Source organism: Guptibacillus hwajinpoensis, from assembly GCF_005144865.1.
GTDB lineage: Bacteria > Bacillota > Bacilli > Bacillales > Guptibacillaceae > Guptibacillus > Guptibacillus hwajinpoensis_A.
In genome coordinates, this window is the sequence record NZ_SWFM01000002.1 from 229,245 (window position 1) to 252,849 (window position 23,605).

Below are 23,605 nucleotides of genomic sequence, written 5' to 3' on the forward strand. Positions count from 1 at the left end.
TGCAGAAGGTCTTTTCTTTTTGGAGTAGTCTTAAAAAGAGGGTGAGCGGGTATAGAGAGGAAAAAGGAGGACTTACATATGAAGAAGGTTGCAGTTATTACAGGTGGTGGATCTGGAATAGGGGAAGCTACAGCGAAGCGATTTGCACAAGAAGGCATGCGGGTTTGTTTGCTTGATTTGAAAGAAGATCGTGCAGAGCGCGTTAGGGATGAGATTGTTAGTGATGGCGGGGAAGCCTTTGTACTAGATGTTGATGTGTCAGACGAAGAAAGAGTTACAGAAGCATTGAAAACAGTTAAACAGGAATGGGGACGAATTGATGTTCTTTTCAATAACGCCGGCATCAATGGCACATTAAATTCGATTGAAGAAATGAAAGTTGAGGAGTGGGATCAAACGATTCATACAAATTTGAGGAGCACCTTTCTAATGGTGAAGCACAGCATACCTTATATGAAGGAAAACGGTGGCAGTATTATTATTACGAGCTCAATAAATGGAAATCGAACATTTTCTAATTTCGGAATGTCGGCATACAGTACATCAAAAGCGGGCCAAGTTGCGTTTATGAAAATGGCAGCACTTGAACTTGCGCAATATCATATTCGAGTGAATGCGATCTGTCCAGGTGCAATCGAAACGAATATTGATCAAAGTACGGATAAAAAAAGTAGTGTGAAAGAAATTGAGATTCCTGTTGAATACCCAGAAGGCAGTCACCCACTTGAGCAAAAATCAGGAAGTCCTGAGCAAGTGGCGGATGTTGTTTATTTTCTCGCTTCAGATGCGTCCAGTCATGTGACAGGTACAGCGATGTACGTTGATGGAGCGGAATCTCTACTATAATTGCTCATGCCCCCGACGTATTGTCGGGTTTTTTTATTGACGGATAAGGTAATCGCCAGTATCGTTAAATGAGAGGTGATGGAAATGTTTACTAAAATACACCATGTTGCAATTATCTGCTCAGACTATGAACGCTCAAAGTCCTTTTATGTTGAAACGCTTGGACTACATATAATAGAAGAAACGTATCGCAAGGAGCGAAATTCTTATAAGCTTGATCTTGCTGTAGGTGAGCATACGAGAATTGAATTATTTTCGTTTCCAAATGCCCCTATGAGACCTAGCTATCCAGAGGCACAGGGGTTAAGACACCTTGCTTTTGAAGTTGTTGACCTTGATGAAGCTGTGAATGAGCTTGTAAAGAAGGGTATTGAATCCCTTGAAGACATACGAGTGGATGACTTAACAAATAAGCGTTTTACCTTTTTGGCAGATCCAGATGGTCTTCCGATCGAATTATATGAAAAGTAGCACAATTTAACAAAAATAAGTTGATTCTTTCCAATTCCTATGGCAAAATAGATCGTGAAAGCGTTTGCTTACTCTCGGAAAAGACTCGCTTATTTTTTTATTTTGTTTGTGCAAGCGGTTTCCTTCCTTTTGCGAAAGTGTGCAAACGGTTCCACATTCATGTGTTTAATAAGAGGGGGAAAAGAATGAAACGGCGTAATCGAAGAAAACTTTCACTGTCACTTGTTATCGTCCTTGTTATACAACTTATAGCTGGTGCTATACCAGGTGTTAAAGCGGCGGAACAAAGCCCGGTTATTGATGGATCGAGCGCAACGTTTGTTTATGAAGGAGATGGGAGCGAAAGCAACGTTCTTGTTGCAGGTGATTTTACGGACTGGCAGGACGGAGCTCTTCCACTTGAAAAGGGAGATAACAATGTCTGGCGATTAACAGTTGATGATTTGTCGGATGGTCAGCATGAGTATAAATTTATCGTGGAGGGAGAATGGATGAAAGATCCGCTAAATCCAAATGGAAACGATAATAGTACATTTACAATCGGTGAGACGTCCACTGAAAGAATCGTAACACTTGCTGGCGATTTGCAGGACGAAATGGGTGCAAAGAAAGAATGGGATCCTGCAGCTGAAGAAACCATTATGAAAGCAAAAGGTAATGGATTCTATGAAATAACGGCAGAGCTTCCAAAAGGGAATTACGAGTACAAAATCGCAATTAATAAGTCATGGGGAGAGAGTTACGGTGATGGGGCTAACAATTTTAAACTATCACTCTCAGAAGCTACTAAAGTAACGTTCTACTATCATGATGGAACACATGCGGTGGCTAATTCAACAACATACACACCAATTTCAGATGAAAAGTTGCCTAGATTAGTCGGTTCAATTCAACCTGCTATTGATGCAGGACCTGAATGGAGTCCAGAAAAATCAACAGCGCTTTTAACTGATGACAACTTTGATAACGTTTACAAATTTACTGCAAGTGTCCCTAAGGGGAACTATGCATACAAAATCGCTCTCGGAAATGCATGGGGTGAAGACTACCCTGCAGATAATGCGAAGCTAAATGTGTTGGAGAAGACGGATGTGACGTTTTACTTCAATGCAGAGACTAAAGAAGTAAGCACGGATTACAGTGCAAAAGGTTCTGATGGTGCAGTTACAAAAGCGAGTCTTCTACATAATTCATGGGAAGAAGCTTACCGTGCTCCATTCGGTGCAGTGCAAGTAGGTAAGAAAGTGACGATCCGCCTTGCATCAAAGAGAGATGATTTAACAAGAGCGGATTTGTATATGAAGAATCAAAATACAGGAACAAGTAAACTTGTACCAATGGAAAAGGCAGCAACGGCAGACGGAAAAGATTTTTGGGAAGCTGACGTAACGCCTAATGAGAAGGGTCTATACGGATACAAATTTATTGTTCGTGACGGCTCAGCGAAAGCAGAGTACGGTGAAGATACAAAGCAAGGAGCAGCAGGGAAAGCAGTCGAAGCGAATGCTGAATTGTATCAACTGACAGTATTCGATCCAGGGTTTGAAACGCCTGATTGGATGAAGGAAGCTGTCGTGTATCAAATCTTCCCGGATCGTTTTAATAATGGAAACAAAGATAACGATGATGCGAAGAAAAATGCTAGAGGTCCTGAGCCAATCGAGCATCAGGAATGGGGCGAACTTCCGGACAACCCTAGACTTTCGGATAAGCCAGGTTATGAGGGAGATGGATTCTGGAGCAATGATTTCTTTGGCGGAGATGTGAAAGGAATTCAGGACAAGCTGGATTACATTCAGTCACTTGGTGTAAATACAATTTATTTGAATCCGATCGCTGAAGCGGCATCAAACCATAAGTACGATGCAGCGGATTGGAAATCAATCGACCCGATGTTTGGAACGCCAAAAGAATTTAAAGCGTTTACAGATGAGCTTGAAAAGCGTGATATGCATTTAATTATGGACGGCGTATTCAACCATGTTGGGGATGACTCTATTTATTTTGACCGATATGGCAAATATGATGTTGTTGGGGCATATGAATACTGGTCTCGCATTTATGACTTGATGAATGACAAAGGCCTAAAGGAAGAAGAAGCAAAAACAGAAGCGCGTAAACAGCTCGAAAAGGAAGGTCAAACGTTTAACGACGAGTATGGCTTCCATAACTGGTTCAACATTAAGAATGAGAAAGTAGTCGATGAAAAAGGCAACGAACGCTATGATTACCAGGCTTGGTGGGGCTATGATTCACTCCCTGAAATCAAGAGTGTTGATGGAGAAGCCGTTGACTACGAAAGCGAATTGAACAATAAGAAGTTCTCCGATTACATTATGTATGACAAAGACTCAGCTTCGAAATCATGGTTAACAAACGGTGCATCTGGCTGGCGTCTTGATGTAGCGAACGAAGTGGATATGGAATTCTGGCGTGAGTTTCGTAAAGAACTGAAGTCAGAAGAGATGGCCGGTGCAGGAGCTACGTTGAAAGAAGGAGAAGAGCCGCTTATCCTTGGAGAGATTTGGGATGATGCATCGAAGTACTTCCTAGGTGATCAATATGATTCAGTTATGAACTACCGCTTTGAAGGAGCGATTCTCGACTTTTTGAAAAATGGGAATGCAGCTAGTGCTGATGAGAAATTGATGGCCGTACAGGAAGATTATCCTGAGGAAGCATTCCATGCCCTCATGAACTTAATGGGGTCACACGATACACCACGTGCAGTCTACTTGCTTGGTGGTGGGACAGATAGTTATGAAAGAGCTGAGTTCGATCCGAAATATGATCATGAACTTGGTGTGAAGCGTCTAAAATTAGCCGCTGTCCTTCAAATGGGTTATCCTGGTGCGCCAACGATTTACTATGGCGATGAAGCTGGTGTGACTGGTTCTAAGGATCCCGATGATCGCCGCACATATCCATGGGAAAAGGAAAATGCTGACTTAGTAAAGCATTATCAAAATGCAGGTGCAGTTCGAACGGCAAATGCTGATCTTCTAGCGTATGGTGAGCTAACAACATTGCATGCTGAAGGCGATGTCTATGCATTCGCTCGTACAAATAAAGACGGTGCAGCGGTTATTGCCGTTAACCGTGGAAGTAAGGCACAAACGCTTGAACTCGACGTAAATGATGTTCTTTTGAATAATATCGCATTCACAGATGGACTTGCGAAGGATTATCAAGCAACGGTGAAGGATGGCAAGTTGAATGTAACAATTCCAGCCATGACTGGACGCATGCTCATTGCTGATAACGGCCAAAGTTTTGAACGTCCAAACGCAGTAAGCGAGCTAAAAGCGACTGCAGGAGAAGGAAGCGCAACACTTTCTTGGAAGGGTGATGCAAAGCAGTACAAAGTATATAAATCAACGCTTCAAGGTGCAATGTACGAAGAAGTAACAGTTACGGATCAGAAGTCAATTACGATCGACAATTTGACGAATGGTCAGTCGTACTTCTTTGCAGTAACAGCAGTTGATGGTGATGGAAATGAATCGCTTAAAGTTGAGACTACTGAAGCATCTATTCCTCACATTGAGTGGAAAGAAGGCAAGTACGAGATTACACCTGTCATAGCATTAGAGGATCAAGTACTCGATCTATCAAAAACGTTTGCTATTGAAGGTAGCGTTATGATTGAAGGAGCGACAGAGTCAGATCTTGCAGAAGGCTTGATCGCGAAGCTACAAGTGAAGCGCGGAGACAGTGACTGGTCTGAGAAGCAAGCTATGTATACTGGCCAAGGTGGAGAAAAGGACGCCTATAATGTATTCAAAGCTGACTTCCGTCCAATTGAGAAAGGGACATACACGTATCGTCTTGCTTTCTCGACAGACCGCGGAGCAACATGGAAAACAACGAATACCGAGGAAGTTGTTTTAACTCAGAATGCAGATGATGTGAAAGCACCTGCAGAAGCAGTGAAGCTTGAAGTACCAATGCAAGAGTCTGGTCAGATTACATTAAACTGGACACTTGAAGGAGCGGATAACCCGTATCTTCTTGCAATAGAGCGCAATGGCGAAACGGTTGAGCTTATAGAAGAAGCGGAAGCTGTAAGCTATACGGACTTTGCAGTTGAGAATGGACAAACTTACAAATACAGAGTGGTTGCTTACGATCAGGCTGGAAATCAAACGGCTTCAAACGAAGTGTCGGTTACACCTGATATCGTTATGGTTGATGTGACATTTAAAGTGCACGCCCCAGATTACACACCACTAAGCGCAAAAGTGACAATGCCTGGAGATCAAAACGGGTGGAGCACAAGCGCGTGGGAAATGTCTCGTAATGGTGCAGTATCGCCAGACTGGGAGCTGAAGAAATCATTCCCTGAAGGTACAATTTTAACGTACAAGTATACGAAGGGTGAGTCATGGGACCAAGAAGGTCTTGCTGATCACACTCGTAATGATAAGTCAGATGATGATGTGAGCTACTATGGTTATGGCGCACAGGGAACTGACTTGAAAGTAACTGTAACAAATCAAGGCGGTAACAAAATGGTCGTCCAGGACGAAATTTACCGTTGGATCGATATGCCTCTTGTTGTAAAATCTCCAGAAAACGGAGCAGTCGTTGAAGGCGATAAAGTAACGTTTAAAGGTAATGCCATTAAAGAAGGCGACCTTACAATCAACGGTGAAAAAGTAAAAGTGAACGACGACATGACGTTCACACACGAAGTGACTCTTAAAAATGGTGAGAACGAGATTCCTGTTTCAATCGCACCATCTGAAGATAACAAATCCAAAATCTTTAACAACGATGGCGGCGCTATTGCAAAGAACACGAAAGAGTATACCTGGAAGGTAACATCGAATGCGGGTGAGCCTGAGCCGAAAGAGCCTGTGCGCTTATTCGGAGACGATCGCTATGCAACAGCAGTTGAAATCTCTAAAGAAGGTTGGGACAAAGCGGATACGGTTGTCATTGCTAGAGGAGATAACTTTGCTGATGCATTAGCAGGCGCACCTCTTGCGTACAAACTAGACGCACCAATTCTTCTTACACGTGAAAAAGGGCTTGAGAAGTCTGTAAAAGATGAGATTAAGCGTCTTGGTGCTAAAAAGGCGATCATTCTCGGCGGTACATCAGCTGTACCGAAGTTCATTGCATACCAACTTGAAGGAATGGACTTGAAAGTGCAACGCATTTACGGACAAGACCGATTTGAAACAGCTGCTAACATTCAGGCGAGCCTCGGTGGTAGTCCTGATAAAGCAGTCGTAGCACACGGAATGAACTTCCCAGATGCACTAGCTGCAGCATCATATGCAGCAGAGAACGGGTACCCGATTCTTTTCGCTAAGAAGGATGAAGTTCCAAAAGCTACAAAGCTAGCGCTACGTAGCGTCGATGGAACGATCGTCGCTGGTGGAGAAGCGGTAATCAGTAAGAAAGTGTTTAGTAACTTACCAGATGCGAAGCGCTACGCAGGTGAAAACCGATTTGGAACAGCAGCATCCATTGCGACTGAACTAAATTCTTCGAAGAAAGTATTTATCGCAACAGGCATGGACTTCGCCGATGCACTAACAGGCTCGGTGCTTGCAGCAAAACAGGATGCAGCAATGCTCCTCGTAAAGCCAGACAAGCTGCCAACTGAAACGGCAGATGCCCTTAAGAAGCTTGAAGCCGATACATTTACGATTCTTGGTGGAACGAAAGCGGTAAGTGATGGTGTTGTGGAGAAGTTGAAGTAGTGAGAGTTTAATCTAAGTGGGGTCAGACCCCTGTCTGACCCCACTAAAAGACAAAACAGCGAAAAGTGTCCGCCCCAGACGGACACTTTTCGCTGTTTCAAACGGTATTAAGTGGCGGTGAGCTTATATGTAGCAAGGGGTTTGAGGGGAGAGAGCGTAATGGGGGTCAGGCTCGAGCCTGACCCCCCCCTTACGTCCCCTACTACCACCGCACCCAAATTCCTCCAAATGAAATAAAAAATATTTCTGAATAATTTATCAATTAACTATTCCCAAATTCTTGAAAGGTGGTATACTACAATTATCAGCCCCCGATATGGTAGAAATTCCCCATCTTCCTTACTAAAGGAGCAATTCGAATGGCTCGCAAAAAACGCAATTGGTTTCCTGGTGCGAAGTATCATATTACCTGCCGAGGGAACCGTAGAGCGCCGTTATTTGAAGAACGAATCGATCGACTGAAGTATTTAGTCTTTCTCGAACAAGCTCGTCATGCATTTCCGTTTCGCCTACACGCATACTGTCTCATGACTAACCATGTGCATCTCTCCATCGAAACCTTCAATCATCCCCCTGGTGAAATCATGAAAGTTATTAACTCCAACTATGCAAGATATTTCAACGACAAATATGAGTATACAGGACACGTATTTCAAGGTCGCTATTCCGCTGAACTGCTTGATTCAATGATGTATGAAATTGACGTGAGCAAATACATTCACCTTAATCCAGTTAAAGCCCAGATGGCTGTTAAGCCTGAGGACTATGCCTGGAGCAGTTATCGCGCCTATTTTTCATATAAAAAGGATCCGCATGCTTATCCCGACTACATATTATCTTTGTTTCAAAAACCAGCTCGGGAAGCTTATCAGCGTTATGTGCACAATTCAGATCCATCAGCACCACCTGAACTAAGGAAGCAAGTGCCTATCCTTAGTGGCAAACGCATCTATTTACTAACAAATCTTCCTGATTAATAGGAAAGGTTCCTTTGGAAAATTACAAGCGAAAGAGAAGTGAATGAATGGAGCGCTGGATCTGGCTTAGTTCAATTCCGCATGTCGGCCCGGTAACGCAAAAGAAGTTACTGGCTGTTTTCGGAAGCCCTGAACGAGTCTATCATGCCTCTCCTGCTGAACTTCAAGAAGTAAAAGGAATCTCAAAGCGTGCGCGTGAAGCTATTTTAGCAGCACGGTCACTGGAGAGACCGAAACGCATTCTTGAGCTAGTTTATCAAAAGGAGATCTGGCTGTTACCCCGAGATGACCCGCTTTACCCTTATTACGCAAACGATGTACCTGAATCACCTGTTCTACTGTATTACAAAGGCCTTATCCAGCCTATTTTACCTTCCGTAGCAATTGTCGGTTCTAGAACTTGCTCCAATCACGCAAGGCGTGCTACCGAAGAGTTGTCCCACACGCTCTCACGGATTGGCATACCTGTCATTAGCGGTCTCGCAAAAGGAATCGATCAGCACGCTCACGTAGCCTGCCTCGCGAATCGTGGGCGGCCGATAGCCTTTGTTGCACATGGAGTCGATGACTGTTATCCGAAAGAGCACCGCTCGCTCTTCGAAGCCATCATCGATCAGGGTGCTGTTATCTCCCAGTATCCACCTGGCACAGCGCCCAAACCGAAGCAATTCATCCAGCGAAACGCGCTAATCAGCGCATGGTCAAGTCATGTCGTGATTATGGAAGCTGATGTGAAAAGTGGTGCAATGACGACTGCACACTTTGCGCAGAAGCAAGCAAGACAAGTCTTTGCATTCCAAAACAAAGACGATCGAATTAGACAGGGGACAAACTGTCTGATTGAACAAGGTGTACTTCCATACGTTAGTGTTAGCTCGTTTATAAGTCGATTAGAGTTAACGCCAATAACACGTGAAAAATAAGAGATTGCCATACTCTCAATAAAACCAAATGTTAGCTGTTAAACCTTCCACTTATAAAACCGCGTATTGATCCCTCAAGGATCTTCAAGAACAACTTCCCCGACTAGAGCATGATGGATTCCAACCCATCCGGGAAAGTTGAAACATAGAAGAAGATAAACCTGCCTCTCAACCACCAAATCGAGCCATCGATGAGGTGGTTTTTTTATTGTGTCACAATTTGCTTTTCTGGTTCTTATGACCTATGTGTTGAACACAGATGTAAAGGTGGAAAGATTCACAATCCTATAGTTGTATAATAGTTTAACCAATTATTTACAAATATTATGTAGAATAGAATGCTAATCAGATAATTTAGGTAGTGTCCTCCCAGCGTGGACAAATGGGGCTATTTGTCTTTAAGGGGGGTCAGGCTCGCACCTGACCCCCCTTTAGTAAAACAAATGTCAGCGCCTTCAAAAATTAGACAATTTACGCTATTTTCACACATTTACACCGGAAGATATTGTATACTGACAATTGGTGGCATTGTCACCAAAATTCGACTACATATCCGGGGGGAATAGAATTTGGAACGAAGGTCAACACGTCGTTTAATTAGCTTTGCGCTCATTTTCTCAATGGTCCTTAGCTTTTTCGCATTACCAGTAACGCAGTATGCTTCAGCTGAAGGAACCATTTCAGTAAGTGAAGCGATCGCAAACAATACTGGTTCTGCCACAGTAGAAGGTTATATTGTAGGAACAACTTCAAGTGGACCATCTTATAACTTAGATGATGCCAATAATGTAAAAACAAACATTGCCATCGCAGATTCACCAGATGAGACAAAGGCAGAAAACATCATGCCTGTTCAGTTACCTAACAACAACCTCAGAACAGAACTGAATCTAGTTGATCATCCAGAAAACAAAGGTAAAAAAATTCAGATTACCGGAACCCTCGAAACATATTTCGGTGTACCGGGTCTTAAAAGCCCATCGACTTACACTTTCCCTGACAGCACAACTCCAGACCCAGACCCTATTAAACTCTCAACAATAAATGATGCTAGACAAGAAGCAAAAAACACACAAGTTAAAGTTAAAGGAATCGCAACTGCTGCTTTTGAAGCTGGCGGTCAAACAAACCTTTTTATTCAGGACGAAACGGCTGGAATTATCATTCGCGCAGCGGGTATGACAGCTAAGCCTGGTGATGAAGTAACAGCTCAAGGTTCGATCACGGATTACTATGGTATGCAGCAAATCGAAGCGACAACTGTAGAGAACACCACTCCAGATAAAGGAGTTCCAGCTCCTGAATCTCTTAAGTCAACTGATCTATCAAAAGATAACGGTGAACAGCACGAAGCTGAATTCACTAAGTTTACAAACGTCACAGTTAAATCAGTCGACAGCAAAGGAAACTTTACTGCTGAAGATACTTCTGGTGAATTTGTCATCAAGCCAAATGACAAATCTTTACTGGAAGTCGGCAAAACATACGAAATTATTAAAGGTGTTATCGATTATAACTATAGCGAATACAAACTTGTACCACGTAACGCAACAGACGTTATTGAAAAAGCATTTTCAGTTACTGCAAATCCGAAAGCGGGATCAGTACTAGAAGGTACAAAAGTAACGCTTGCAACAGCTGAAGAAGGCGCAACGATTCATTACACAACAGATGGTAGTGAGCCAACAGCTAGTAGTACAGAGTATACTGCTCCAATCGAATTAACAAAAAACACAACTATTAAATCTATTGCAGCAAAAGATGGCAAAACAAGCGACGTTTCTACTTTTGAATACAGAGTATTAAAATCAGCAGATGGAATCAGCATTCATGACATCCAAGCTGCGGACCACACTTCTCCATACGAAGGTATGGCAGTAACAAAAGTAAAAGGAATTGTTACAGCGAAAAATGGATCAAGCGGCTTCTACATGCAAGAAGAGCAGCCAGATGATAACGTAGCTACTTCAGAAGGGATTTACGTTTATAAAAGCGGCGGCTCAGGCGTTGAAGTTGGCGACAACGTTGAAGTAGATGGTCAAGTAAAAGAGTGGAGAGAAGGCGGTTATAGCGACGCGAAGGATCTTCTCACAACTCAAATTACCGCTTCAGACGTGACAATCGCATCTTCCAGTAACACACTACCAGAAGCAATCGTTATTGGAGACGACCGTACACCTCCAACTGAAAACATTGAAGACGACAATATGAAAACGTTCGATCCCGAAACAGACGGACTTGATTTCTACGAAAGTCTTGAAGGGATGTTAATTGCCATTCCTGATGCGACAATCTCAGGTCCTGTTAAATACGACGAACTTCCTGTTTACGTTAATACAAGTGCAGATCAACTTTTCACACGTGCAAATGGTCTATTGATCTCACCTGAAGATTACAACCCAGAACGTATGCTCATTGATGTAGATGGGATCGATATTGATGTCACAACAGGTGATCGACTCGATGGCTCTGTTACAGGTATCGTTAGCTACGATTATAGCAATTTCAAAATTCGTCCAACTGGTACGTTCCCTTCTGTCATCGAAGGAGATACGAAACGTGAAGTAACGAAAATCGAATCATCTGAAGGCGATTTAACAGTTGCATCTTACAACATTGAGAACTACTACACTGGTGTTGGTGAAAGCAAAACAGCGAAAATCGCTGACTCGATCGTAAACAACATGAAAACACCTGACATCATCGGTTTAATTGAAGTACAGGACAACAATGGTCCGACAGATGATGGCACAACAGATGCTAGTGAATCTTATAACGCAATCATCAAAGGAATTGAAGAAGCGGGAGGTCCAACTTACAAGTTTACTGATATCGCTCCAGCAGACAAAGTAGACGGTGGGCAGCCAGGCGGAAACATTCGCGTAGGTTTTATCTACAATCCTGAACGTGTTAATTTACCAAAGAAAACAGCTGGCGATGCAACAACGTCAGTAGATGTTGATGCAAATGGTTTAACACTTAATCCAGGGCGCATCGATCCAACGAACGATGCATTCGAAAGCTCTCGTAAGCCACTTGCTGCAGAGTTTGAGTTTAATGGTGAAAAAGTCATCGTTGTAGCGAACCATTTTAACTCAAAAGGTGGCGATGGCGCACTATTTGGTGCAGAGCACCCAGTTGTGCTAGGCAGTGAAGTACAGCGCATCAAACAAGCTTCTATCGTAAATGGTTTTGTGAACGATGTTGTTACAAATATGGACGATGCAAATGTAGTCGTTCTTGGTGACTTGAATGACTTCGAATTCTCTAAACCAATCAATACGCTTGAAGGCGATGTGCTAACGAACATGATGGAGAAACTACCATCTGAACAGCGTTACACTTACGTTTATCAAGGAAACTCGCAAGTTCTTGATCATATTCTTGTATCAAACAATCTAGCAAAACGTACAACGATCGACAGCATTAACATCAATGCTGATTTTAGTGAAGCAGATGGGCGTGCAAGCGACCATGATCCAGTTCTAGCGAAGATCCAAATGGAAAACAAAGTCGACCGTACATTTGGAGAAGATCGTTATGCAACTGCTATTGAAATCTCCAAAAAAGGTTGGGAAAGCGCGGATACAATCGTTCTTGCAAGAGGCGACATGTTCCCTGACGCACTTGCAGGCGCACCGCTTGCCTACAAGTACGATGCACCGATTCTTTTAACCGAGAAGTACAAAGTATCTTCTGCTTTGAAGGAAGAAATTGCTCGTCTTGGCGCTGAAAAAGCAATTATCCTTGGAGGAGAACAGGCCATTTCGACGTATGTTGAATACTCATTAAAGAGTCTTGGTCTTAAAGTGGAACGCATTGGAGGAGAGGATCGCTACGAAACGGCAGTAAACATCGCAGCCAAACTTGGCGGATCCCCTGACATAGCGATTCTAGCAAATGCTCGTAACTTCCCAGATGCTCTTTCTGTTGCATCCTATGCGGCGAAAAATGGTTATCCAATCGTGTTAACAGAAACAGACCAATTACCGGCCGTTTCGAACAAAATTTTAACCCAAACAGAAGAACAAATTGTTGTTGGCGGCGAAAATGTCATTAGTGAGAAGGTGTTCGGTCAATTAACGAATGCAGTCCGCTATAGTGGCAAAGACCGCTATGCTACATCAGCTGCTATCGCAACGGTGCTTACACCGAATGCAGATACAGCAATCGTTGCAACAGGTCTTAAGTTCGCCGATGCTCTTGCAGGTTCTGTTCTTGCGGCAAAAGAAGATGCAGCGATTCTACTTGTGAAGCCGGACGAAATTCCTGATCCAATTTCAGATGCAATTAAAGAGAACGACCTCCACAACTTCCACATTCTTGGTGGAACGAATGCAATTAGCGACGATGTTATGAATGAATTAAAAGGTAAGTGAAAGAGGAAATAGGCGGTTCATTCCGCCTTTCCTTTTACTATGAAACTAGTCTTAAAGAATGATTTGTAATTTATCGAATGTTCCAATAAAAGGGACCATTAACCTAGTAAACTGTTATATAATGAAAAAGGATAAATTCCGACAAAAATAGAGTTTTCGAAAGGGAAGGGATTACGTACATGAACATGAAAAAACCTCTTTTCGGTGTCTTATCAACAGCTGCACTCGCAATGGCAATTGCTGCAGCACCTTCAGCTCCTGTAGAAGCGGCAGGTGGCGATTTTGATCTTACAATTATGCATACAAATGACACACACGCTCACCTTGATAATGCACCACGTCGCCTAACAGCAGTTGAAGAAATTCGTGCTGCACGTGCGAACACGATTCTATTAGATGCTGGTGATGTCTTCTCTGGAACGTTATTCTTCAACCAATACAAAGGTCTTGCAGACGTACAATTCATGAATATGATGAAGTACGATGCGATGGTACCTGGAAACCACGAATTCGATGAAGGTCCAAAGACATTCTCTGAATTTGTTAAACAAACGAAATTCCCGATCGTAAGCTCAAATATTGATTATAGTAAAGACCCTGACCTTGGCCCACTTTACAAAAATGAAATGGCAATGACGGGCGATGACGGAACCATCTATCCAGCAGTTATTCTAGACGTAAATGGAGAAGAAGTTGGTGTATTTGGTTTAACGATTGAATCAACAGACGAACTATCCAGCCCTGGGGACACTATCTCTTTCTTGAACCATCAAGAACAAGCTGAGAAAATGGTTAAAATGTTCCAAGACAAAGGGATTAACAAAATTGTAGCCCTTACGCACCTTGGAAAAACAGTCGAAGTTAAGCTTGCTGAAACAGTTAAAGGTATCGACGTTGTCGTTGGTGGACACAGCCACACGAAGCTCGAAGACGCGGTAGTTGTGAATGAGAAAGAAGAGCCAACGCTTGTTGTACAAGCTAATGAATATAGCAAGTACCTCGGTGATCTTCAAGTGACGTTTAATAAAGACGGCGTTCTAACTGAATGGGATGAAAAGCTTCTAGACCTAGGTACTGGAAAAGATGTTAAAAAAGTTTATGAATCTGATCCAGAAGCACAGAAGCTTTTCGATGATCTGAAAAAACCACTTGAAGAAATTGAAAAGAAGGTTGTCGGCGAATCAACTGTTTACTTAGATGGAAAACGTGGATCGGTTCGAAGTGGTGAAACAAATCTTGGTAACCTGATTACAGACGGCATGCTATACAAAGCCCAACAATTCACAGATGCTACGATCGCAATTACGAACGGTGGAGGCATTCGTGAGTCCATTGATGAAGGTCCGATTACTCTAGGTGAAGTTCTTACAACAATGCCATTTGGTAACAACCTTGTTACGCTTGATCTCACTGGTGAAGAAATTATTTCGTCTCTTGAACACGGCGTAAGTGGACTAGAAACTGGTCAAGGACGATTCGCTCACGTATCCGGACTTAAGTATGCGTTTGATAAGGACCTTAAAGTAGGCGAACGTATTCTAGATGTGAACGTAAAAACAGACAAAGGCTATGTTGATATCGATCCGAAAGCGACTTACACTGTTGCCACAAACGCTTATATTGCTGAAGGCGGAGATGGGTATACAGCAATGGGTGTAGCCGCTTCTGAAGGACGTATCGAACAGCTTAACTTCGTTGATTATGAAGTATTCACTGAGTACCTTGAGAAAATTGGAACGGTAAAGCAAACGGATGAAGCACGTATTGTTGAAGCGGATGTTGAACGAGTTCATGGTGATAATCGCTACGAAACATCTGTGAAAATTTCTCAAGAAGGCTGGGAATCAGCTGATACAGTTGTTATCGCACGTGGTGATTCATTCCCAGATGCACTTGCTGGCGCACCTCTTGCTTACAAATATGACGCTCCAATTCTACTAACTGAAACAGGGGCACTCCATTCTCTTGTAAAAGAAGAAATTAAACGCCTCGGTGCTAAAAAAGCTATTATTCTTGGTGGAAACAGCGCAGTAAGTAGCTATGTTGAATTCCAACTTGAAGGAATGAAGCTTGATGTTGACCGTGTATCTGGTGACAATCGTTATGATACAGCAGCGAACATCGCAGCATTGCTTGGTGGTTCACCTGATAAAGCGATCGTTGCGAACGGAAGAAACTTCCCAGATGCTCTTACAATCGCTCCATATGCTGCAAGAATGGGCTACCCAATTCTACTAACAGAAGCTGATGACATTCCAACTGAAACAAACAACGCGCTTATTAGCATTCGAGATGCGATTGTAGTTGGTGGAGAGCAAGCTGTTAATAAAGATTTGGATGATCTTCTCGGTACATCTGCACGCTATGCTGGAGAGAATCGCTTCGGAACAGCGGCTGAAATTGCTACAGAGTTAAACTCATCTGCACGCGTATATATTTCAACTGGAATGAATTTTGCTGATGCTCTTTCTGGATCCGTACTTGCAGCGAAGAAAAACGCAGCAATGCTTCTAGTGAAACCAACAATCCTTCCAGAAGAAACGGCAGCAGCAGCTAAGGAGATCGAAGCTTATGATTTCCGCGTTCTTGGTGGAGAGCAAGCAGTTGGTTCTGATGTAGTTACCAAACTTCAAAATCAGAAATAAATTTTTTAAGAAGCACAGAGGCTTTGTCTCTGTGCTTCTTCGTGTGAAATTACCATAAATAAGAAAATAACAAGAAGGTATCCAGGAAAGAATAGCCAATACTATATACTCAGGCATTCGTAATAACGAATGGAATACGAGGAGGGTTCGGATTGAAGTACATTAAAAATCGTCGATTGTTGATTTCGTTACTTCTGGTCATTGCGATGCTCGTACCTACGCAAGCTTTTGGTGCAACTGGATTGGACGGAGATAAGAAGGTTGTTAATTATGCTGCGTTAGGTGATTCACTTACTGCTGGAGTTATGTTCGATAGTACCCCTGAAAAACCTTCAGTAGGGTTAAGCTTTGCAGACTACATAGCTGAGGATCTACAGAACGTAGAACTGTTAGGTAGTTTTGAAAAGCCTTTTGCTGTGCCTGGTGCTACAACCATCGATTTATTGACCGCGTTATCGAAACCTGAGATGCAGTTTAAGCTCCAATCGACAGATATGATTACAATCTCGATTGGTGCGAATGATTTTCTGCAGGTGCTAAAAACCAATCCTGATCGTTTGAAGGATCCAGTAGAAGTTGGGAAAATCATGAACCAAATCGCTCAAAACTACGGAGCAAGTATGCAGATTATTCGTAAGGTTAATCCGACTGCTCAAGTTTATTTAATGGGCTATTATAATGGATTCTACAAGTACCCTGAAGATCAGCAACAACCAATTATCCAACTTACAAATATGGTTAACGATATCATTAAAGGGATCGCTCTCGCTACAAACAGTCACTATGTTCCAACCTACGATAAGATTGCAGAAAATCCATCAAAGTACTTACCTAATCCAGCGAACGTCCACCCATCACTAGCCGGTTACATGGCGATTGCAGATGAATTCTGGAAGAAAATGAGCAAGAACTTACCGGTTAACACAACCCGGATAGCTGGTGAGAACCGCTATGAAACGGCTATTAAAATTTCACAAGCTGGATGGAAAGAGTCTGCACAGGCTGTCATCCTTGCCCGTGGCGATGATTTTCCAGATGCGCTTTCCGGTGCTCCACTTGCGTATGACTCAGATTCACCTATTTTACTCACTCACTCTGATGCGTTAGATCCAAATGTAAAAGAAGAAATCGCCCGACTAAACCCTCAAGTGGTTTATATCCTTGGCGGTAACGTGGCTGTTTCACCTGAAGTTGAACAGGAAATTATAGACATGGATATTAAAACGCACCGCTTTGATGGTGCGGATCGCTATGAAACATCAGCGAAAATTGGAGCGTTTCTTCCATCATCAGACACGGCGGTTGTTGCTAATGGAACGAAATTTCCAGATGCGCTTGCTGTGGCTTCGTACGCAGCTGAGAACGCGTATCCTATCATTTTAACGAAACAGAATGAGATTCCGAAAGCCTCTGCTAAACTATTAAAGAACTATCCAAAAAGCCTAGCGATCGGCGGAACTGCTGTTATTTCTGAAGATCTTTTTAATAAATTACCAGGCGCTACACGCTACGGAGGAGCGGATCGTTATGAAACTGCTGCCATTATTGCGAGGGATCTCAACCCTTCCTATAAGGCATTTGTTTCAACCGGTCTCGAGTTTGCTGATGCTCTAACTGGTAGCGTATTAGCAGCAAAAACAGACAATAGTTTCTTGCTCGTTCATCCTGAAAAGATGCAGAATGCGGTGCTTAAAGCGAAGGAAGAGCTCGGAATCTATCATTTCACTATCCTTGGTGGGCCAAAAGCAGTTAGCCCTACGATCGAAAAAGAACTTCAAGGCGTAAAGTAAATTGACCATGAGAGGACAGCGTTGGGCTGGCCTCTTTTTCTCCCTAAAATATGCTGAATTATGGAAAAGTTTCACTCGCTAATGGTAGACTATTAAAGTATGAATTCGGAGGGATTACTCTGAATGACCTTAGGGGGAAAACGATGAGAAAAAGCGCATACGGTTTTGGAGTTCTATTATGTAGCCTTTTGATGGTGTTTTTGTTTACGGGGAATGCAAACGCTATGCCAGCAAAAGAAGAAACGAAACAGCTCGTTCAACCATCAGGTGAGACGTTTAAAGCAACGTTGAATGGAAATGAGAACCTGAACTGGTGGACGACAGAGGATGCATCTGTGATCAAAATAGGGAACGATAACTACTGGTATTATGCAAAGATTGTGGATCAGGATCTGCAATTAACCAATGCCAAGTATGCGATTGATGAAAAGCCTTCTGATGCAGCAGACCTTAAGGAAGTTATGAAGCTAGAGCCCGGTAATAAACTGATGGCGAAGCCGAAAGAAATTCCAACTAACGATCAAATTGAACTATTAAGCGCTAGAGAACATTCAACGCTCGTGTTATTAGTTGAATTTAATGATGTGAAAATAAAAAATAAAGATGCTGATTGGAACAAACGCTTTTTCGGTTCAACAGGCAGTACATTGAACAAGTATTATGATGAAGTATCTGAAGGTAAACTTCAGTTTAAAGCGGCAAGTGAAACAAGTGGAGTAGTAAATGATGGTGTTGTTAAAGTCTCCATAAACAAAAATCACCCTCGCCCTGAGGGAGCATATAATCAAAATGAGCGATACTATCAATTATTTAAAGATGCAGTATCGGCTTCCAATGCTAAAGTAAACTACGCACAATTTGATCAGAACAAAGATGGCTACCTATCATCAGAAGAATTACATATTGTGACCATCGTTGCTGGTGGTGAAGCAAGCTATGGTGATGAGGGGAAAGTGGTTTGGGGGCATATGACCAATTTATACGATAGTGAAGCACCTCGTCTTGACGGGGTGAAAATTGGTGCCTATCTAGCAAATGGTGGTTACACGATGTTCGGTGAAAACCATGGCGATCACATGGCAACGGTTGGGATCATAGCTCATGAGTTGGGACATGACCTTGGTCTCCCTGATTTATATGATTACGACAATTCATCTTTTGGAGTTGGCATTCATAGTCTAATGGGCGGTGGCGCCTGGACAACGGCTAACTACAAATATGGTGGAGAGTACCCGACGCATCTCGATCCTTGGTCTAAAATGGTGTTAGGGTTCATTAGACCTGTTGAGGTTCAGGATAATGGCACCTATCAAGTGACGAATTTCTTAGCTAACGACTATTCTGTCCTTAAGCTGAAAACGCCTGACGAGTCAGAATACTTTTTGGTCGAAAATCGACAGTTTAAAGGATTCGATATTGGACTAGCTGAATACGCTGCAGCTCCTGGCATTGCCATTTGGCATATTGATGAAGATCAATTATCTAATGGAATGGTTAATCAGGACGAAACGCACAAAGCGGTGGACCTAGAAGAGGCGAATGAAAGCAGACTTGGCTACCCAGAGTTTGATCAAGATCCAGAACACTATCCTTATATGTACTATGATCATTATTTTAGCGGGAATGGATATGCTCAATTTACCAATACATCAAAGCCGAATAGTAAATTATATTCAGGATCCAATTCGAGCGTCTCTGTAACCGTTCTCGATCCAAGCCGTGATTCCATGGCCGTTTCTGTGAAAGTGCCGAATGGGGAAGATAAAAATCCTCCTGTTTGGCCAAAGAGCGCGAAATTAACGTCATCTGCAATTACCAATAGCTCGATTACGTTAGGCTGGCCAACAGCAACGGATCCATCAGGAATTGCATCTTATATCATTTACAAGAATGGTAGTTTTCTTAAAGAAGTAAACGCATCGACTCGTAGCTTAAAAGTACAAGGTCTAGCAACGAATAAAGAGTATACGTTTAAAGTAGAAGCGGTTGATAAGAAAGGGTATGCAACAACGAATGGCCCGTCTCTTAAGGTTAAGACATCCGCGACGACAATCCTTAGAATCGAAGGGTTAAATCGATTTGCAACAGCCGCGAAAATTAGTAAGGAAACGTTCAGTGCAGCAGAAACCGTCGTTATTGCCAGAGGATATGATTTCCCAGATGCCCTCTCAGGTGCTCCGCTTGCTTATCAATTAAATGCACCGATTCTTTTAACAAAAACAGATAGTCTTCCAAAAGAAACAGCTGACGAAATCAAGCGCCTGAAAGTGACGAAAGCAATCATCCTTGGAGGAAATAACGCCATTTCCCCTTCAACAGCGGATGCAATCAAGGCACTTGGATTAAGTGTCGAACGCATTAGTGGTGAGAACCGTTATGAAACATCAGCCAAAATTGCGAAGCGAATGGGTGGGGACCCTGCATATGCAGTAGTAGCGTATGGTCGTAATTTCCCTGATGCGCTAGCGATCGCTCCTTATGCTGCTAAGATGGGGTACCCAATACTTTTAGTAGAAAGTGATAAGATACCGACTGCAACAAGTAAGGCGCTCGTAGGGATTAACGATACGATCGTTGTTGGTGGAAATCAGGTGATCACAAGCAAGGTATACAACAATCTACCTTCACCAGAGCGGATTAGTGGTGAGAATCGTTTTGGGACGGCTGCAGCGGTGAAAGCAAACTATTACCCTGACGCCAAAACAGCTTATCTCGCAAATGGCTATGGATTTGCTGATGCATTAACAGGATCTGTTCTTGCAGGGAAGCAGAATGCTCCTCTCCTACTCGTTAAATCGAATAGTATTCCACCTGAAACAACAAGTGCGATCAAAACCGTTACAGATTTTAGAATACTAGGTGGAGAAGCAGCCATAAATAAAAGCGTTGAAGACATGCTTTTTCAAAAGTAATAAATAGTAGAATACGAGGGAGATACAGGTAAAATGACCTGTATCTCTTTTTTTTGTGAAAAAATAACAGGATATCACTTAAACTTTGTTGAATAATAGCCGATAGTATATGCAAAGTGTCGATATTTGGGCAGTAACTTAATTGGAATGAGGAGGATCTGGATGCAACCTTCATTGGTCAAGAAAGCAATAACTGGTTCTGCGATTGTAGCTGGAGTAATGTTTGTTCAACCTGATGGTGCAGAAGCAGCGTTTGGGGATCAAGAGCTTAAGAAAGGCATGAACAATCAAGATGTCAAAGAGCTACAAGATGTTTTGAAGGCGAAGGGGTATTTTACATACCACACCTCAACAGGGTACTACGGTCCAATTACGGAAGATGCAGTAGGTAAGTTTCAGCAGGCAGTTGGCTTAAACGTTACTGGCGTCGCGACAACGGACACGCTGAAGGCGCTTGGTGCAAAGTCTGTGAGCAAATCATCTCAGCAGACGTCGTCCACGCTGCAGGTGGGATCAAGAGGACAGCAGGTTACTAATCTGCAGTCGGCGCTTAAAGACAAAGGCTACTATTCTTACAACGTAGACGGCATTTACGGTCAGATTACCAAGAAAGCAGTACAGGATTTCCAGCGAGATAAAGGCCTCTCTGTAACTGGTAAAGCAGACGCTGCAACGATTAATGCACTATCGAAAAGCTCGGCTAACTCAAGCTCAAAACCGTCTAGCTCTTCTTCAGACATTTCAATCGGTATGCGTGGGAGTGCAGTGACCGATTTGCAGTCAAAGCTGAAATCGAAAGGGTACTACAACTACAAGGTAGACGGTATTTTCGGGAAGATCACACAGAAAGCTGTGCAGAACTTCCAGAAATCAGCTGGTTTGTCACAGACGGGCGTTGCTGATAGCAAAACGCTAGCCGCTCTTTCTGAAAAAGAAACGGCAAAGCCTGAGGCAGCGGTTACTGGACTATCCATCGGGTCTCGTGGAAGCTCAGTTACTTCCCTTCAGCAAATGCTTAAGGATCGTGGTTATTACAATGATTCGATCGATGGAATCTTTGGTAATAATACGCAAAAAGCCGTTAAAGAGTTTCAAAGTATCGTAGGGTTACCTGTAACAGGAATTGCTGACGACAAAACGATCGACACGCTAAAATCGAGAAGCAACACGCAAACGGAAACGGTTTTAAAAGTAGGTTCGAAAGGCAATGCAGTTACGGAATTACAGAACAAGCTGAAGAAAGCGGGTACGTTCCATGTTGAGGCGACAGGGTATTTCGGTCCTGTTACTGAGAAAGCGGTCAAGGACTTCCAGAAAGCAAAGAAACTGCAGGTAACAGGGACTGCAACGAAAGAAACCATGGATGCGCTTGACGGCTCGACAGATAAAGTTGTTATAACACCATCAACAGGTGAAGACCAGGGTGACCTCCTAAAGAAGGGATCAACTGGCTCACTCGTGAAAGAACTTCAATCGAAGTTAAAAGCGATTGGACTCTACTCAGGACCACTTGATGGCGACTTTGGGAACGGCACAGATGCAGCTGTACGAGCATTCCAGTCGCGCAACAAGCTAACTGTCGATGGTGTTGTTGGGCCTTCTACTTGGGAAAAGCTCAAGCAATCAACAGGCTACGAAGGAACAGGAAATGGGAATACAGGTAGCGATAACGGAACTTCCAACTCAAGCTTCAGTGTAATGGATCTCATCGCTGATGCATCTGTATACATAGGTGTACCGTACGTATGGGGTGGAAACACCCCAACGCAGGGCTTCGACTGTAGCGGTTTCCTCGTCTATGTGTTTAAAAAGCAGGGCATTTCTCTGCCTAGAACAATGGCGCAAATGTGGAATGTGACAACACCTGTAAGCTCACCATCCGTTGGTGACATCGTGTACTTTACCACATACAAACCAGGCGCTTCACACGGAGGGATCTACATCGGTAACAACAAATTCATACATGCTGGATCTTCAACAGGAGTGACGATTAGCGATATGAACTCAAGCTACTGGGGACCGAGGTATCTAGGCGCGAAGCGGGCGCATTGATTTAGCTTAATAGGGGTCAGGCACGTGCCTGACCCCCTTCAAAGACAAAACCACGTAAATGTCCGTCTCTGACGGACATTTTTTTGTGTTACTTCAGTGTTTTAACGCAGTGGGGGTCAGGTACCTCTCTGACCCCGCTTACAAAAGGGGGACTACATAATGTTCAATCTGTTCTTAATTCTTCACATAACCGCAGGGTTTAGCGCGCTATTCTCGTTCTAGCTGCCGCTTGTCCTAAAGAAAGGTGGCAAGTGGCACATTCGAATCGGATGGTTCTTTGTTGTGATGATGGGAATTGTCAGTATTACGGCAACAGGCATGGCTTTCATACGGATCTTCATTCAACCTGATACATCACCTGAGCGATTCTCCTTTTCGATTTTCTTATTATTTATTGCAGTTCTAAGTTCATCTACAGCGTATTACGGGCTACGTGTTTTACGGTTTAAACGTAAATCCGATCGACACCGACATTTAGGTGACCTTGCTTTCTCAAGTCTATTGTTCCTATCAGGACTTGCCTGTTCAATCTACGGTTTCAGTTCTGGCAATACGCTCATCTCATTCTTTCCTTTTCTAGGAATCTTTCTAGGCCTTGGTCAACTAGCTTACTGGCTCCGTCCAATGCCTGTCAGAAACAGCTGGCTGCTTGAGCATATCCAGGGAATGATTGCGTGCTCGATTTCGACGGTGACTGCATTCACAGTATTTGGTGCACCTCGTTTACTAGGAGGAGGGTTTCGTAGCATTTATCTATGGATTTTACCTACGATTGTACTTGTGCCGTTGATTTTTTATTTTAGTAGGAAGTACCGTAGTTCAAGATAACTATTTATATGATAAAAATTGGAATTCAAACCACCAGATGCTAGAATGAGAGAGGATGAATAAATGGA

Annotated in this window: 11 protein-coding genes; all 11 read left to right on the top strand. The window is 43.0% G+C overall.

Annotated elements, in window-relative coordinates; all coding sequences use genetic code 11:
- The first annotated feature begins 78 nt into the window (after positions 1-78).
- The 11 genes from FBF83_RS08570 to FBF83_RS08620 all read left to right on the top strand — a co-directional run bounded on the left by FBF83_RS08570 (position 79) and on the right by FBF83_RS08620 (position 23,537).
- The gene (locus FBF83_RS08570; protein WP_136946742.1) at positions 79-846 is read left to right on the top strand and encodes an SDR family oxidoreductase; all 768 of its coding nucleotides are present in this window, start codon (positions 79-81) and stop codon (positions 844-846) included.
- An 84-nt stretch (positions 847-930) separates the two neighbouring features.
- Positions 931-1,317, top strand: coding sequence for a VOC family protein (locus FBF83_RS08575; RefSeq protein ID WP_136946743.1), 387 nt, complete (start codon positions 931-933; stop codon positions 1,315-1,317).
- 185 nt (positions 1,318-1,502) lie between these two features.
- On the top strand, positions 1,503-7,031 hold the full coding sequence (locus FBF83_RS08580) for an alpha amylase N-terminal ig-like domain-containing protein (RefSeq protein WP_136946744.1): 5,529 nt from the start codon (positions 1,503-1,505) through the stop codon (positions 7,029-7,031).
- Between the two features lie 359 nt (positions 7,032-7,390).
- On the top strand, positions 7,391-8,008 hold the full coding sequence (locus tag FBF83_RS08585; protein ID WP_240688034.1) for a transposase: 618 nt from the start codon (positions 7,391-7,393) through the stop codon (positions 8,006-8,008).
- A 47-nt stretch (positions 8,009-8,055) separates the two neighbouring features.
- Positions 8,056-8,931 carry a DNA-processing protein DprA gene (dprA, locus tag FBF83_RS08590; protein ID WP_136946745.1) on the top strand — a complete coding sequence of 292 codons (876 nt, stop codon included), beginning with the start codon at positions 8,056-8,058 and terminating at the stop codon, positions 8,929-8,931.
- Between the two features lie 569 nt (positions 8,932-9,500).
- On the top strand, positions 9,501-13,310 hold the full coding sequence (locus FBF83_RS08595; protein WP_240688035.1) for a cell wall-binding repeat-containing protein: 3,810 nt from the start codon (positions 9,501-9,503) through the stop codon (positions 13,308-13,310).
- Between the two features lie 179 nt (positions 13,311-13,489).
- On the top strand, positions 13,490-15,955 hold the full coding sequence (locus FBF83_RS08600; RefSeq protein WP_136946746.1) for a cell wall-binding repeat-containing protein: 2,466 nt from the start codon (positions 13,490-13,492) through the stop codon (positions 15,953-15,955).
- 152 nt (positions 15,956-16,107) lie between these two features.
- Positions 16,108-17,745, top strand: a complete 1,638-nt coding sequence (locus tag FBF83_RS08605) for a cell wall-binding repeat-containing protein (protein WP_136946747.1) — start codon at positions 16,108-16,110, stop codon at positions 17,743-17,745.
- Between the two features lie 143 nt (positions 17,746-17,888).
- Positions 17,889-20,657 (top strand): cell wall-binding repeat-containing protein, encoded by a 2,769-nt coding sequence (locus tag FBF83_RS08610; protein WP_169525269.1) that lies wholly within the window; start codon positions 17,889-17,891, stop codon positions 20,655-20,657.
- A gap of 162 nt (positions 20,658-20,819) precedes the next feature.
- Positions 20,820-22,709, top strand: a complete 1,890-nt coding sequence (locus tag FBF83_RS08615) for a peptidoglycan-binding protein (protein ID WP_169525272.1) — start codon at positions 20,820-20,822, stop codon at positions 22,707-22,709.
- A 282-nt stretch (positions 22,710-22,991) separates the two neighbouring features.
- Positions 22,992-23,537, top strand: a complete 546-nt coding sequence (locus FBF83_RS08620) for a DUF2306 domain-containing protein (protein WP_240688036.1) — start codon at positions 22,992-22,994, stop codon at positions 23,535-23,537.
- Positions 23,538-23,605: the final 68 nt, after the last annotated feature.

Coding starts and splice junctions, on each gene's coding strand:
- FBF83_RS08580 (WP_136946744.1), top strand. CDS start 1,503: ATGAAACGGCGTAATCGAAGAAAACTTTCACTGTCACTTGTTATCGTC.
- FBF83_RS08575 (WP_136946743.1), top strand. CDS start 931: ATGTTTACTAAAATACACCATGTTGCAATTATCTGCTCAGACTATGAA.
- FBF83_RS08615 (WP_169525272.1), top strand. CDS start 20,820: ATGCAACCTTCATTGGTCAAGAAAGCAATAACTGGTTCTGCGATTGTA.
- FBF83_RS08600 (WP_136946746.1), top strand. CDS start 13,490: ATGAACATGAAAAAACCTCTTTTCGGTGTCTTATCAACAGCTGCACTC.
- FBF83_RS08585 (WP_240688034.1), top strand. CDS start 7,391: ATGGCTCGCAAAAAACGCAATTGGTTTCCTGGTGCGAAGTATCATATT.
- FBF83_RS08610 (WP_169525269.1), top strand. CDS start 17,889: ATGAGAAAAAGCGCATACGGTTTTGGAGTTCTATTATGTAGCCTTTTG.
- dprA (WP_136946745.1), top strand. CDS start 8,056: ATGGAGCGCTGGATCTGGCTTAGTTCAATTCCGCATGTCGGCCCGGTA.
- FBF83_RS08570 (WP_136946742.1), top strand. CDS start 79: ATGAAGAAGGTTGCAGTTATTACAGGTGGTGGATCTGGAATAGGGGAA.